The organism is Chryseobacterium oleae, assembly GCF_900115055.1.
GTDB classification, from domain to species: Bacteria; Bacteroidota; Bacteroidia; order Flavobacteriales; family Weeksellaceae; genus Chryseobacterium; species Chryseobacterium oleae.
In genome coordinates this window covers 1,218,295-1,232,204 of record NZ_FOVD01000001.1, presented here as the reverse complement: position 1 = coordinate 1,232,204, position 13,910 = coordinate 1,218,295, and the positions used below count along the sequence as shown (strand labels likewise).

Below are 13,910 nucleotides of genomic sequence, written 5' to 3'. Positions count from 1 at the left end.
ATTTAAATCTTTAAAAACTTATGAAAAAATTTTTATTAACAGCGACAATGCTCGTTGGCCTTTCGGCAGTTTCCAAGGCTCAGCAGGGACGTGTAGGGATTAACACGACTACACCTTCCGCCACTTTAGACGTAGTAGCCAATACTACCGATAATGCCAGACCTGATGCTTTACTAGTCCCTCGTATGACCGCAGCAGAATTAACTTCTAAAGATGATACTGCAGGTACTTATGGTGCTCCTCAGAACGGAGCTATGGTTTACATTACTTCCGGAACTGGTGCCGGAGCAAGAAAAGCGAAAATTACCGGAGCAGGATTCTATTACTTTGATAATACTGTTCCTGAATGGAAACCTTTTGGAGGTGGTGGCAGTACTCCTAATGCTGTTATACCAGTTAGAACTTCAGCGAGTGGAACAGATTTATCTGCAGCTGATTTAAATGGTTATGTATTTATTAGTTCAAATGCTGATTTATCTACAATACCTGTGAGTGCAGCTACAAAAGGTAAAACCATCACACTTGTTAAAGTTGGCGGTCCTGCATCAATTACTGTTAACGGTATGAGTGCAACTTCTGTTAACTCTCTTGGGGTTAATGGTAGAGGGCTTGGTTTTGTATATGATGGTACTGCTTGGCAATCATATTCTGCACAATAATTAATAACTTTAATACACATTTAAGTCATGAATAAAAAATTTTTACTGATGGTTGTCGCTACAATGGCAATATCCCAATATTCTAAGGCACAATTAAGAACCAATGGTTTTGCCAGTGGAAACATCAATGGACAATCAGCGTTTATGGATGCTTCTGGTGCAACAAATGGTTTCAGTGCAGATGCTAATACTACTGACGGAAAAGGTTTGGTTTTCCCAAGAACTAACTTAGTGAATTTTACATTTGCTACAACTACAGGTGATGAAGATAACTTTCCTACTGCATATGATGGTATGATCGTTTATAATACTGGTACTGGTAATACACCAGCAACAGGTTCTGGAGTTGGAGGGCAAGCTATTGTTCCTGGGTTTTATTATTTCTCGAACCCAACAGCGGGACCAACTTCAGGAAACTTTTCAATAACATCGGGTAGATGGTTGGCAATGGGAGCTTCTCCTAAAGTAACTATCGGTACTGCTGAAACAGCTACAAATACTTTGATCAATACAGGTGTAGGCGTTGATAAACAACTTTTTGCTAAGAAAGGAACTTTCACAGCAACTGGTACTTCAACTGCTGTAGATATCCCTGCTCCTACAGGAATGACTACTTTATATGGTATTACCATTTATAAAGCAGGTACAAACACTGTTTATGACAGAAGCTTGTATTCTTACACAGTAGCTACCAGTGCAGGAAATGCAATTACAGGTTCTCCAAGTATGTCAGTGGTGTATCCTTCAGGAACATACGACTATGTAATAGAATACTTAAAATAAGATTTCCCCTTATCTTAACTATATAAAATATAAAACCAATGAGCAATCATTGGTTTTTTGTTTTAAAGAGAAGTATAAATGTTCATTGACTTTAAAGTAAAATAAACGAAGTATCCGGTAGCTAGGCTTTTATCTCTAAGAATTAACATCATTCAAGAATTTGGATTGATTGCTTTCTATAATATATATAAGGTATCAAAATCAAACGTTTGAGATAGATGGTAAGAATACCGTTTTCGACCGATTTTTGTATCTGATACATTCGGTATTTAAAACATAATAAGAATTTGCAGTTGATTGTGAAATTCATTTGGTACCCAATTTGATTACAATAAAATAGAACATTGAAAAAGAAGATCAGAAAACGCTGGTTTGAATGAGTGATTTTTACAGGCTAATTCATTTGACTGTTAAAAACCATTGTTAAAATAAATACTAATGATAGTAGTATATGGCCTTAAAAGACTTCTGTCAAGTAGTTCTGCCCATTAAAGTTCTTAAAGTTTTTAGATTTTAAAATGATAGAAGTGATTTTCTTTAATTTTTATAATTTATTTAAAATATTGAATATCAGATAGTTGTACTTTTGTGATTTTGAATTTTTTCTTTAATAAGTTAATTATGTTAACTTTTGACCTGTTTTTTTAACGTTTTTTAACAGTGTAGTCTAAAACCCCTGTTAATAGGAACTTACAGGCCTTGTTAACATATTATTTTGTTTTCGTTAACGGTTTTTAACATATGGAGTAGGGACTTTACAACATTCCTTATACTTTTGCTCCGTCAAAACCAATAAAATTCAAGATGATGAAAAGATTCATTCTCGTAATCATAATGATGATTTCAACCTTAGGTGTTTATTCTTTTACAGGTAATACCTTAGATGCGAAGAAAACAAGTTATGCATCGTACTACCACGATAAGTTTAATGGTAGAAAAACAGCAAGCGGAGAGATCTTTAGTAATTCAAAGTTCACCGCTGCAAACAGAACGCTTCCGTTTGGAACTAATATTAGAGTTACCAATCTGAACAATGGAAAACAGGTGATAGTGAAGATTAATGATAGAGGACCTTTCCATGCATCAAGAGCATTAGATATTTCTAAAGCCGCGTTCGATGAAATCGGAGATATCAGTCATGGTACCATTCCGGTTGAATATGAAATTGTCGACTAAATTTATGATTTAAATTTAAAAAAGCCAGCTGAATCAGCTGGCTTTTTACTTTTATAGTCTTTCTATATATTGAATTCCAATAAAGCAGGGCAGTGGTCGGAATGAACGGCCTCCTTTAATATCACAGCTCTTGAAAGTTTATCTTTAAGCGTATAGGTCGCAAAGTTGTAATCCAGTCTCCAGCCTTTGTTCTTCGCTCTTGAGTTCTGTCTGTAGCTCCACCATGTATAATTATCCGGTTCACTATTGAAAAATCTGAAGCTGTCGATCAGCTCGCATTCTGCGATGAAACTGGTCATCCATTCCCTTTCCATCGGGAGGAAGCCGGAAACGTTCTTTAAACGGATCGGATCGTGAATATCGATGGCCTGATGACAAATATTGAAATCCCCGGAAATAATAAGGTTAGGAATCGTTTTACGCAACTCCTTTATATAAGTAAGGAAATCGTGGCAGAACTGCATCTTAAATTCCAGCCTTTCGATATTACTTGCGGAAGGGACATAGACTGAAATTACAGAGTATCCGTCAAAATCCGCACGGATGATCCTGCCTTCATTATCATAGCTTTCGATACCACATCCGTACTCAACATGATTAGGTTTGATTTTAGACGCAATTCCGACGCCACTGTAGCCTTTTCTTACTGCGGAATGCCAATAACTGTGATACCCGATTTTTTCAAGGCTTTCGATGTCGATCTGGTCATTTCCCGCTTTGCTTTCCTGAATGCAGACGATGTCCGGGTCCGCAGTCTTCAGCCAGCCTAGAAAATCTTTCGTAAAGGCAGCCCTGATTCCGTTGACGTTATAGGTGATTAACTTCATGAGTTTTTTATAAAAAAATTAAAGTGTTCGTTATATTTTGATGGAATAAATTCAATGATTTCATAATCCGCTACCTGATGGATATAAAAAGGATCTTTCCTGATGATTTCCTCAACTTCATTTTTAGAAACGGCATTGGCAAGAATGATTCCGCCGGTCCTCGGTTCTTTCCTTCCGGAAGCGATAAAATTTCCGGCGGTGTAGTGTTGGTCTAAAAAATCGTTATGTTCAGGAATGAAACGTTCCACATTCTCCAGAGATGTTTTGTAGGTCAGCGAAATAATAAACATTGCTTTTTTTGCTAAGATAGGAACTCTTTAAGATTATTAAAAGAGCTGTAAAAAAGAAGCGGCAAAAATCATTCGATTTTTGCCGCCTTAAACCCAAAATTTTAAATAAACTATGAAAAAAACTACTTGGGTTCTAAAATGCTGATAGGAATAATACATTCCTCCAATGATATTCCACCGTGCTGGTAGGTTTCTTTATAATAATTGACAAAGTGATTGTAATTCTTAGGATAAGCCAGGAAAATATTGTTTTTCGCAAAAATATACTTAGAACTTAAATTTCCTTTTGGCAGGAATAACTTTTCAGGATTAGTGATTGCCCACACATCGCTGTCGTCGTAGGTTAAACTTTTCCCTGTTTTATAACGGATATTCGTTGATGTTTCACGGTCACCCACTACTTTACTAGGTCTTTTTACATACACCGTTCCGTGGTCTGTAGTGATTACCAGTTTGTAGCCGCTTTCTGCTGCCAACTTAATGATTTTTAAAATGGATGAATTTTCAAACCAGTTATAGGTAAGAGATCTGAACGTTTTATCATCACGGATCAGTTGATCTACAATATGGTTATCCGTCTTAGCGTGCGAAAGAATATCAATAAAGTTGTAAACAATAACCAGAAGATCGTTGTTCTTGTGCTGGTTAAAATCATCATAGATCTTACGCTCAAAATCTGCATTCAGAACTTTAAGATACTTCATTGATTTAGATCCCAGACCGATTCTCTTCATCTGATCTTCCAGGAAGTCACGCTCAAATTCATTTTTATTTCCCTCTTCATTATCATTGAACCACTTGTCCGGGAAACGTTTCTCGATCTCAGACGGCATAAGTCCTGCAAAGAAAGAATTTCTTGCATACTGTGTCGCCGTAGGAAGAATACTGTAATAATAATCTTCCGAAACTTTATTGTAGTATTTTGTGAATAAAGGTTCGATCACTTTCCACTGGTCATAACGTAGGTTATCCACCATCAGAAGAAGAACCTTCTCTTTTTCTACTTCGGTTTTAATTTTTTCCTTGAAAAGCGTGTGGCTCATCATCGGTTTGTCGGAATCCGTAAGCCAGCCTTCATAATTTTTTTCAATGAACTTAGCGAACTGAATATTAGCTTCCTCTTTCTGCGACTGCAAAAGGTCTGCAAATTCGTTATCCGCTACTTTATCAAACTTGATTTCCCAGCTTAGGATTTTCTTGTAATATTCTGCCCATTCCTGATAGGTTCTCAGATAAGAAAGTTCCATAGACAGGTTTCTGAATTCCTGCTGGTACTGAAGAATTGTTTTTTGCTCCACAAGATTATCCTCCTGCAGATTCTTTTTTAATGATAATAAAATCTGGTTAGGATTTACAGGCTTAAGAATGTAGTCAGCGATCTGAGATCCGATGGCTTCTTCCATAATATGTTCCTCCTCACTTTTTGTCACCATGACAATCTTTAAAGAGTTGTCTTTCTCTTTGATCATTGGGATGGCTTCCAATCCCGAAATGCCGGGCATATTTTCATCGATAAGTGTTAAGGCGAACTTTTCCGAATCCATAAGCTCCAGAGCTTCGTTCACGTTATTAACAGGGGTTACATGGTAACCTTTTTTTTCTAAAAATACGATATGGGGTTTGAGTAAATCTATTTCATCATCTATCCATAATATCTTTTCCGACATAATTTAATTTTTTACATGGTTATTGTATCAAAATGTTGACCAATTCCTTTTAAATTCTCACAAATTAGAGAGAATAATAGTTAAATATTAGTTAAATGAAAATCCAGCGAATCATTACTTCTATTTAATCTATTTAAAAACCGGTCTTTATATATTCTAAAGCTCTTTCCAGAACTTCATCTTTTCTTTCCAATATGCCCTTTACGGTAGGTTTTACTACAATATCAGGAATGATTCCTATTCTCTGGGTTTCTCTTCCGTCTGGATAATAGGCACCCAGTCCGGTAAAGCAGGTATCCAGGTCCGCAATCTTAAACCTGATAATGTCACCATTTGCTCCCGAAGTATTGCTTCCAATCACTTTGGCTTTCGGATGCTGTTTAAACATCATGGTCGTGGTCTCTGCCTGGCTTTGCGTATTCTCGTCAGCCAAAACCACTACATTCCCTTTGTAGTAATCCGGATTCTTTTTGCCGATGGTATTTTTTGCGCTATAAAATTTACTCAAATAATCGGTCTCCGGAAAATTAAATTGATAATAAATTGACTTTTCCGGCAGAATCATCCTGCTTAAAGGAAAAATGGTCTGCTTGGGATAATTTCTGAGATCGAAAATGATAGACTTCGCCTTTTTCAATTCCCGGTACATATCATCCAGATCACTCTTTTCAATGATTCCCATATTCACGTATCCCGTCTTTTGGTCTGCATCCAGAAACTTCCATTTTTGTATCGCTGATGGCTTTTCCCAGACGATATCTTTGAGAAGATAGGTTTTGGTTGATAGACTAAGGTTTTGTCCGTCCCGTTCAATTTTAACCGTAACAGAATCATTATTGCTGAAAAGAAAAAGGCTTTTCACTTTTGTAATTTTTCCCCAGGAATTGGAAGCTGGAACATATTTTCCCAGGCTGTTCACCATTTGTGAAATCGTCCGGCCATTCACATCGTAAATGACATCGCCCTTTTTCAGAGGAGTTTCTTCGTTCAGTTTATTGGTAAGAATCTTCGTTACAACCAATTTTCCTTCAGCGTAAGTATATTCTACAGGAACTTTTCGTCTTCCATACAGATTGGCGTTGATCAATGAAGAATATAAAAATGCGTGGGAGTCGTCCACTTTTGTTACCAGTTCAGCAAGAGTCAGATGATAATTTTCATCATTATTGACAGAGAGAAATTTCGGGATCATTTCCGTTAAAACATCATTCCAATTCTGGTCCGTCTGATATTTATAAGGAAAAAAATATTCTACCAGATTCCAGTATCTGAAAAGTTCCAAAAGATTGATCTGTTTAGAGATAAATTTTGAACCGTATGAATTTTCATTTTTGAAATAAACCTTTTTTCCACCGTTTCCAACATAATGGTTGCTTCCAATATTCCTGTTGTTTTGAATAAACGAAAGCTGGCGGCTTACTTTTTCATTGAACAGATGTTGATCATTCATCCAGTTCAGATCAAAATTTCTTAAAAAATAAACTTTCTCTTTATCTTCTTTTGAACATTTTTTACATTCATCAACGTTCCCAAGGTTATTAATCCAGTTAAAATATAATTCATTCAATTGATCTTTATCCCTGATATTTTCAACTTCATCTATTTTCTTTAAAAGCTCCTGATCCCATTCAAAATCTCCTTTTGCCACATGAGGATGATAATATTTTAAAAATCCCCAGACTTTACAAAGCGACTCCAGTTTTTGGGTCTCGGATAAAAGCTGCGCAGAAAAATGTAAACTGAAAAAAAACAGGATGAAAAGAGAAATTTTCCTCATTAAATAGAACACATTATTTATACAATCAAAGATATATTTTTAAAACATAATAATAAATCCAGGATTGAAAAAATAAAACACAAATATCACAAATATCAACACGAATACCACAAATGAATTCTTAAGGGATAAACATCTGTGTAAATCTGTGAAATCCGTGGTTATAAAAAATTAAAACACAAATGTCACAAATATCAACACGAATACCACAAATGAATTCTTAAAGCGTAAACATCTGTGTAAATTCGTGCAATCCGTGGTCAAAAAAAATAAAACAGAAAAGTCACCATATTTCCACAAATGCCACAAAGGAATTCTTAAGCCGTAAACATCTGTGAAAATCTGTGAAATCCGTGGTCAAAAAAATTAAAACACAAATAACACTAATATTTTCACCAATACCACAAATGAATTCTTAAAGCGTAAACACCTGTGTAAATCTGTGAAATCCATGGTAAAAAAAATTAGAACATAAATCATACTGGCAAATTATCTGTTTTTACAGGCGTGAAATTCTTTAACATCAATTTAATGACGCTTAAAATTTAAAATCCCTAACTTTGTTTACTAATATCGACGTTTCAATGCAGAACAAGCTAAAGATCATCAACGACCCCGTTCATGGTTTCATCAGAATCCCACATGAAATTTTATTTGACGTTATCGAACATCCTTACTTTCAAAGATTACGAAGGATAGGGCAAACCGGACTTCTGAATCTGATCTTTCCGGGAGCTACCCATACAAGATTTCATCATGCATTGGGAGCGATGCATCTGATGTTTACAGCTTTGGAAACCCTTCGCCAAAAAGGGATTAAGATCTCTGAGGAGGAAGAGAAAGGTGCCATGCTTGCGATTCTGATGCACGATATCGGGCACGGACCGTTTTCCCACGCCCTGGAAAATATGCTGATGGATGACTGGCATCACGAAAAACTTTCGCTGTTGCTGATGAATAAATTAAATGAAGAATTTGGCGGCCAGCTTTCCGTAGCGATCGAAATGTTTCAGGGGAAATACCATAGAAAATTTTTCAACCAACTTATTTCTTCACAGCTTGATGTAGACAGACTTGATTATTTAAACCGCGACAGCTTTTTTACAGGCGTTTCGGAAGGAAATATTAATACACAGAGAATTATTTCCATGATGAATGTGTGTGGTGAAGGCGAATTGGTCATCGATGCAAAAGGAGTTTATTCCATTGAAAATTTCCTGACGGCAAGAATGTTTATGTACTGGCAGGTGTATTATCATAAAACTTCGGCACTGGCTGAGTTTCTGTTGGTTGAAATCCTAAAGAGAGCTAAATTTTTGGTTTCTCAAGGTATGGACCTACCGGCAGGGGAGAATCTGAAGTATTTTCTGCACCGTGCAAAGAGTTCAGCTACCGATGAGGATATTTATCGGTTTAACCAGCTTGATGATAATGATATAATTCATGCCATGAAATCCTGGCAGAATTCTGACGACTTTATCCTTTCTTATTGGTGCAAGTGCGTGATTCAGCGAAATCTTCCCAAAACGGTTATTTCTACGCGTCCTTTTGCTCCGGAATTTATTGAAGAAAAAATAAAAAAAACCAATGAATTTTTCGGAATCGATAATGGAAAGGAGCTTGTGCATGAGATTAAAAGAAAATTACTCCCATATGACACCGAAAAGCAGCCAATTTACCTTTTAAAGAAAGATGGTAAAAAGATAAGGTTGGAAGAGTCCCAGGACCAGCTGTTGTCGGGGCTTATGGTTCATAAGACGGCCAGATATATTCTCACTTTTCCAAGGGAAATTTCCAACATAATTTCTTAAATAATATTAAAATTCACGTTCCTAAAATCAAAAAATGTTTGCGAATTACAGAATTTCTTATCTTTGCAGAATATGGAATTTACAGCTTCGCAAATTGCAAGTTTTATTGACGGACAAATAATAGGCGACGAAAGTACGGTTATTACTGGGGTTTCACCAATTGAGAATGGTGAATCAGGGCATCTTTCTTTTATAGCACAAGATCGATTTTCGCATTTTTTAGATACCTCAAAATGCTCCGTTATTATTGTTTCGGAAAAACTTATAGATAAAGTTAATTATAATCCTACCTTAATTGTTGTAAAGGATGCATACCTTTCTTTCCAGATCTTAATGAATCTGTACCAGGAAATGCAGGGAAGAAAAGAAGGAATCGAAACCGGTTCTTCTATTCATGAAACTGCTGTGATTGGTGAGAAGGCTTACATCGGGGCATTTACTTATGTTTCGGAGAAAGCCAGGATCGGAGAAGGTGCGCAGATTTATCCGCATGTGTATATCGGTAAAGGAGTAAAGATTGGTAAAAACTGTAAAATTGACAGTGGGGCCAGAATCTATGACTACTGTATTATCGGAGACAACTGTGTGATCCATTCCAACACGGTTGTGGGTGGCGACGGATTCGGTTTTCAACCTACCGCAGAAGGATTCAAAAAGATTCCTCAGCTGGGTAATGTGATCATTGAAGACGACGTAGAGATCGGTTCAAACTGTAGCATCGACAGAGCTACCATCGGTTCCACCATCATCGGAAAAGGAACGAAGATTGATAACCTGATCCAGATCGCTCATAATGTGAAGATAGGACAGAACAACGTTATTGCAGCACAGGCCGGAATAGCAGGATCTACAACCATCGGAGACTGGAATCAGATCGGAGGACAGGTAGGAGTGGTAGGCCATATCAAAATTGGCAACCAGGTTAAAATTCAGGCTCAGAGCGGGGTGAATTCAAGCGTTAATGATAAAGAAACGCTGTACGGATCTCCGGCGATCAGCTACAATGACTATCTTAGAAACTATGTTCATTTCAGAAATTTTACTGAAATTGTACGAAGAATAAATAATCTTGAGGATACCTCAAAAGATAAAACTAATGAGTGATATGCAAAAAACACTCCAGGAAGAAGTAACGCTTTCTGGAATTGGCCTTCATACTGGTAAAGAAGTAAAACTTACCATTAAACCTGCTAAAGAAAATACAGGTTTTGTGTTCGTAAGAACAGATCTAGAGGGACATCCTCAGGTAGAAGCTGATGTTAATTATGTAGTTGCAACAGAAAGAGGAACGACATTAGAAAAACTGGGCGTAAAAATCACAACTTGTGAGCACCTTTTGGCTGCCTTGGTGGGATGTGATGTAGATAACGCTATTCTGGAAATGGATGCTTCAGAACCTCCAATTTTAGATGGATCTTCAAAATTCTTTGTTGAGGCTATTGAAAGTGTAGGTATTGTAGAGCAGAACATAGCCAGAGAATACCTGGTGATCAAAGAAGTTTTGAGCTATGCAGACCCTGCATCAGGATCAGAAATCACGATTATCCCTTCAGATACTTATGAAGTGACTACCATGGTAGATTTTGGAACCAAAGTATTGGGAACCCAGAATGCCACGCTTAAAAATATTTCAGAATTTAAAGACGAAATTTCTTCTGCAAGAACATTCAGCTTTTTACATGAGCTTGAAATGTTGTTGGATCACGGATTGATCAGAGGAGGAGATATCTCTAATGCTATTGTTTATGTAGATAAGGATCTCACTCCTGAAACTACAGAGAAATTGAAAAAAGCCTTCGGAAAAGATAATGTTTCTATCAGACCGAACGGTATTTTAGACAATCTTACATTAAACTACCCGAACGAAGCGGCGAGACATAAGTTACTTGATGTAATTGGTGACCTTGCTCTAGCCGGTGTAAAAATAAAAGGTAAAGTCATTGCAAACAAACCGGGACATTTTGTGAATACCCAGTTTGCAAAAAAACTGAACCGTCAGTGGAAACTTCAGAAAAAGAAAAACGTGCCGGATTTTGACCTTAACAAAGAACCTGTATTTGATATCAACGGAATTATGCGTCTTATGCCGCACAGACCTCCGTTCTTACTGATCGATAAAGTTCTTGAACTTTCAGACTCTCATGTAGTAGGTTTGAAAAATGTGACTATGAATGAGCCTTTCTTCGTAGGACATTTCCCTAAAGAGCCTGTAATGCCTGGAGTTCTTCAGGTGGAAGCTTTGGCACAAACGGGAGGTATCCTTGTATTGGCAAGCGTTCCGGATCCGGAAAATTATTCTACTTATTTTATCAAAATCGATAAAGTGAAATTCAAGAAAAAAGTAGTTCCAGGTGATACTATTATTTTCAAAATTGAATTGATAGAGCCCATCCGAAGAGGTATCGTACATATGCAGGGATATGGATATGTAGGAGGTACTGTGGTTGTAGAAGCAGAGTTAATGGCTCAAGTTGCAAAAAATAAAGTTGATTAAATGATTCATCAATTAGCCGCCGTAGATAAACGCGCAAAAATCAGCAAAAATGTTATTGTAGAACCTTTTACTACAATTGCAGGGGACGTGGAAATAGGAGAAGGAACCTGGATCGGACCGAATGTTACCATCATGGATGGAGCAAGAATAGGAAAGGATTGTAAAATTTTTCCGGGAACTGTAATCTCTGCGATCCCTCAGGATCTGAAATTTGATGGGGAAGATACACAGACCATTATTGGAGACAGTACGACTTTAAGAGAATGTGTCACTGTCAACAGAGGAACCAAAGCGTTAGGATTTACCAGAGTCGGCAGCAACTGCCTTATTATGGCAACTTCTCACATCGCACACGACTGTATCATTGGTGACAATGTAATCATCGCCAACGGTTGTGGTATTGCAGGACACGTAGAAATAGGTGATTTTACCGTAATGGGAGGATTATCTGCAGTACAGCAGTTTGGAAAGATCGGAAAACATACCATGATCTCCGGAGGATCTTTGATCAGAAAAGATATTCCACCTTACGTAAAAGTAGCAAGAGACCCGATTTCTTATGCAGGAATCAATTCTGTAGGATTAAGAAGAAGAGGATTCTCCAATGAGAAGATCTTTGAAATCCAAAAAATCTACAGAGCCATCTTCCAGATGAAGATGAACGTTTCCCAGGCTTTGGCATTTATTGAAAAAGAAATGCTTCCTACGGCTGAAAGAGACGAAATTCTTCAGTTTATCCAGAACTCTCCAAGAGGTATTGTGAAAGGATACGGAACGACCAAGGATAGCAACTAATAGCGACAAAAAAGACGGATATCAATATTTAATTATTGACCGCAATAAAAACTAAAATAAAAAAGATAACATACATTAATGGCAACAAGTAACGATATAAGAAAAGGACTTTGCATCGAGTTTAGCAATGATATTTTCAAAGTAGTTGAATTTATGCACGTAAAGCCAGGGAAAGGACCTGCTTTCGTAAGAACAAAACTAAAATCGGTAACGAACGGAAAAGTTCTTGACAATACTTTCTCTGCAGGACACAAAATTGATGAAGTAAAAGTAATCACCAGAAAATTCCAGTATCTTTATGATGATGAGAATGGTTTTCACTTCATGAATAATGATGACTTCTCTCAATTGTATCTAAATAAAGAGATGATCGAAAACTCTCAGTTTATGAAAGCTGGCGAAGAAGTAACGATCATTTTGAAAGAAGCTGACGAAACTCCGCTTTCTGCAGAACTTCCTCAGTCAGTTTATCTGGAAGTAATCGAAGCTGATCCGGGTGTAAAAGGAAACACCGCAACGAATGCTCTTAAGAACTCAATCGTTGAAACCGGTGCGAGAGTAATGGTTCCATTATTCATCGAGCCAGGTGACAAAATCAAAGTAAACACTGAAGACGGTAGCTACTTAGAAAGAGTAAAATAATCATAAAATTTACATAAATTCGGTTTGCACTAGCAGTCCGAATTTTGTTTTTATAAGAAAATCTATTGTTATGAGATTCCACTCTCCGCAAAAGCTTAAAACGATTGCCGAATTAATAGGCTCAGAATTTGTGGGTCCCGAAGACTTTGAAGTATTGGGAACCAATGAAATTCACATGGTAAAACCGGGTGACATTGTTTTTGTCAACCATCCGAAATATTACGATAAAGCGCTGAATTCTGCCGCTACGATCATCCTTATTGACAAAAAGGTAGAATGTCCGGAAGGAAAAGCCCTTTTGGTTTCTGAAGATCCTTTCGGAGACTTCAATAAGATCAATACTCACTTTACGAGAATATATAATTTCACGGAAGAACTTCATGATGCTGAAATAGGAGAGGGGACAAGAATCCACTCATCCGCAGTGATTGGAAACAATGTGAAGATCGGGAAAAACAGCCTGATCTTTCCTAATGTAGTGATTGGTGACAGAACTGAAATAGGTGATAATGTCATCATCCAGTCCGGAACTGTTTTGGGTGGTGATGCATTTTACTACAGAAAACTGAACGGTAATTTTGACCGTCTGATCTCTGTTGGAAATGTCATTATCGAAAACAATGTGGAGATCGGAAACAACTGTACCATCGATAGGGGTGTTACGGATTCTACGGTGATCGGAGAAGGGTCTGTTTTGGATAATCAAATCCAGATCGGTCATGATACAGTGATCGGAAAAAAATGCCTGATCGCATCCCAGGTGGGCATCGCAGGATGCTGTGTAATTGGAGATGAGGTGACCCTTTGGGGCCAAGTGGGTATCGCTTCCGGCAACAAAATCGAGGCGGGATCTGTCATTCTTGGTAAAACAGGAGTGAACAGAGATCTTAAAAAAGGCACCTATATCGGGATGTTTGCAGAAGATTTTAAAGGCTATCTGAAAAAAGAAGTAAAGCTGAGAAATCTCAAATAAACTATTCTCTTGGTTT

13 protein-coding genes are annotated in these 13,910 nt (G+C 37.2%); 9 read left to right on the top strand and 4 right to left on the bottom strand.

The genetic code is table 11. The features are described 5' to 3' along the window. Nucleotides 1-47 precede the first annotated feature (47 nt). From BM143_RS05490 to BM143_RS05480, 3 genes are all read left to right on the top strand, one after another. Entirely contained in the window at nucleotides 48-659 is a 612-nt protein-coding gene (locus tag BM143_RS05490; RefSeq protein ID WP_139221994.1) for a hypothetical protein, read from the top strand. Nucleotides 660-707: 48 nt separating this feature from the next. Then, a complete protein-coding gene (locus BM143_RS05485) occupies nucleotides 708-1,442 on the top strand; it encodes a hypothetical protein (protein ID WP_139221993.1) in 735 nt (244 codons plus the stop codon). An 804-nt stretch (nucleotides 1,443-2,246) separates the two neighbouring features. After that, nucleotides 2,247-2,618, top strand: coding sequence for a septal ring lytic transglycosylase RlpA family protein (locus BM143_RS05480; RefSeq protein ID WP_034729183.1), 372 nt, complete (start codon nucleotides 2,247-2,249; stop codon nucleotides 2,616-2,618). A 62-nt stretch (nucleotides 2,619-2,680) separates the two neighbouring features. Here BM143_RS05480 and BM143_RS05475 read toward each other — a convergent pair whose 3' ends face one another. From BM143_RS05475 to BM143_RS05460, 4 genes are all read right to left on the bottom strand, one after another. Next, a complete protein-coding gene (locus BM143_RS05475) occupies nucleotides 2,681-3,445 on the bottom strand; it encodes an exodeoxyribonuclease III (RefSeq protein ID WP_090023582.1) in 765 nt (254 codons plus the stop codon). Continuing rightward, nucleotides 3,442-3,735, bottom strand: coding sequence for a YciI family protein (locus BM143_RS05470; protein ID WP_090023581.1), 294 nt, complete (start codon nucleotides 3,733-3,735; stop codon nucleotides 3,442-3,444). The genes BM143_RS05475 and BM143_RS05470 overlap by 4 nt, the downstream gene beginning before the upstream one ends. 122 nt (nucleotides 3,736-3,857) lie before the next feature. Beyond that, nucleotides 3,858-5,402 (bottom strand): T9SS response regulator signal transducer PorX, encoded by a 1,545-nt coding sequence (gene porX / locus BM143_RS05465; protein WP_090023580.1) that lies wholly within the window; start codon nucleotides 5,400-5,402, stop codon nucleotides 3,858-3,860. Nucleotides 5,403-5,535: 133 nt separating this feature from the next. Further along, nucleotides 5,536-7,179, bottom strand: a complete 1,644-nt coding sequence (locus BM143_RS05460) for a S41 family peptidase (RefSeq protein WP_090023579.1) — start codon at nucleotides 7,177-7,179, stop codon at nucleotides 5,536-5,538. A 584-nt stretch (nucleotides 7,180-7,763) separates the two neighbouring features. On the opposite strand from BM143_RS05460, the gene BM143_RS05455 reads away from it, so the two are divergent. From BM143_RS05455 to BM143_RS05430, 6 genes are all read left to right on the top strand, one after another. Beyond that, the gene (locus BM143_RS05455; protein WP_090023578.1) at nucleotides 7,764-8,990 is read left to right on the top strand and encodes an HD domain-containing protein; all 1,227 of its coding nucleotides are present in this window, start codon (nucleotides 7,764-7,766) and stop codon (nucleotides 8,988-8,990) included. Between the two features lie 72 nt (nucleotides 8,991-9,062). Then, complete coding sequence (gene lpxD, locus BM143_RS05450; protein ID WP_090023577.1) at nucleotides 9,063-10,094, top strand: UDP-3-O-(3-hydroxymyristoyl)glucosamine N-acyltransferase; 1,032 nt, start codon at nucleotides 9,063-9,065, stop codon at nucleotides 10,092-10,094. Continuing rightward, entirely contained in the window at nucleotides 10,087-11,484 is a 1,398-nt protein-coding gene (locus tag BM143_RS05445; protein ID WP_090023576.1) for a bifunctional UDP-3-O-[3-hydroxymyristoyl] N-acetylglucosamine deacetylase/3-hydroxyacyl-ACP dehydratase, read from the top strand. The genes lpxD and BM143_RS05445 overlap by 8 nt, the downstream gene beginning before the upstream one ends. Then, nucleotides 11,485-12,279: an acyl-ACP--UDP-N-acetylglucosamine O-acyltransferase gene (gene lpxA, locus BM143_RS05440; protein WP_034729169.1), complete on the top strand. Its 795-nt coding sequence runs from the start codon at nucleotides 11,485-11,487 to the stop codon at nucleotides 12,277-12,279. It begins immediately after the preceding gene. Between the two features lie 78 nt (nucleotides 12,280-12,357). After that, nucleotides 12,358-12,921 (top strand): elongation factor P, encoded by a 564-nt coding sequence (gene efp / locus BM143_RS05435; RefSeq protein WP_034729167.1) that lies wholly within the window; start codon nucleotides 12,358-12,360, stop codon nucleotides 12,919-12,921. Nucleotides 12,922-12,991: 70 nt separating this feature from the next. Further along, nucleotides 12,992-13,894, top strand: coding sequence for a UDP-3-O-(3-hydroxymyristoyl)glucosamine N-acyltransferase (locus tag BM143_RS05430; RefSeq protein WP_090023575.1), 903 nt, complete (start codon nucleotides 12,992-12,994; stop codon nucleotides 13,892-13,894). Nucleotides 13,895-13,910 lie beyond the last annotated feature (16 nt).

Bases quoted from the DNA above. Each gene is read 5' to 3' on its own strand.
- BM143_RS05490 (WP_139221994.1), top strand. From the start codon at position 48: ATGCTCGTTGGCCTTTCGGCAGTTTCCAAGGCTCAGCAGGGACGTGTA.
- BM143_RS05485 (WP_139221993.1), top strand. From the start codon at position 708: ATGGTTGTCGCTACAATGGCAATATCCCAATATTCTAAGGCACAATTA.
- BM143_RS05480 (WP_034729183.1), top strand. From the start codon at position 2,247: ATGATGAAAAGATTCATTCTCGTAATCATAATGATGATTTCAACCTTA.
- BM143_RS05475 (WP_090023582.1), bottom strand. From the start codon at position 3,445: ATGAAGTTAATCACCTATAACGTCAACGGAATCAGGGCTGCCTTTACG.
- BM143_RS05470 (WP_090023581.1), bottom strand. From the start codon at position 3,735: ATGTTTATTATTTCGCTGACCTACAAAACATCTCTGGAGAATGTGGAA.
- porX (WP_090023580.1), bottom strand. From the start codon at position 5,402: ATGTCGGAAAAGATATTATGGATAGATGATGAAATAGATTTACTCAAA.
- BM143_RS05460 (WP_090023579.1), bottom strand. From the start codon at position 7,179: ATGAGGAAAATTTCTCTTTTCATCCTGTTTTTTTTCAGTTTACATTTT.
- BM143_RS05455 (WP_090023578.1), top strand. From the start codon at position 7,764: ATGCAGAACAAGCTAAAGATCATCAACGACCCCGTTCATGGTTTCATC.
- lpxD (WP_090023577.1), top strand. From the start codon at position 9,063: ATGGAATTTACAGCTTCGCAAATTGCAAGTTTTATTGACGGACAAATA.
- BM143_RS05445 (WP_090023576.1), top strand. From the start codon at position 10,087: ATGAGTGATATGCAAAAAACACTCCAGGAAGAAGTAACGCTTTCTGGA.
- lpxA (WP_034729169.1), top strand. From the start codon at position 11,485: ATGATTCATCAATTAGCCGCCGTAGATAAACGCGCAAAAATCAGCAAA.
- efp (WP_034729167.1), top strand. From the start codon at position 12,358: ATGGCAACAAGTAACGATATAAGAAAAGGACTTTGCATCGAGTTTAGC.
- BM143_RS05430 (WP_090023575.1), top strand. From the start codon at position 12,992: ATGAGATTCCACTCTCCGCAAAAGCTTAAAACGATTGCCGAATTAATA.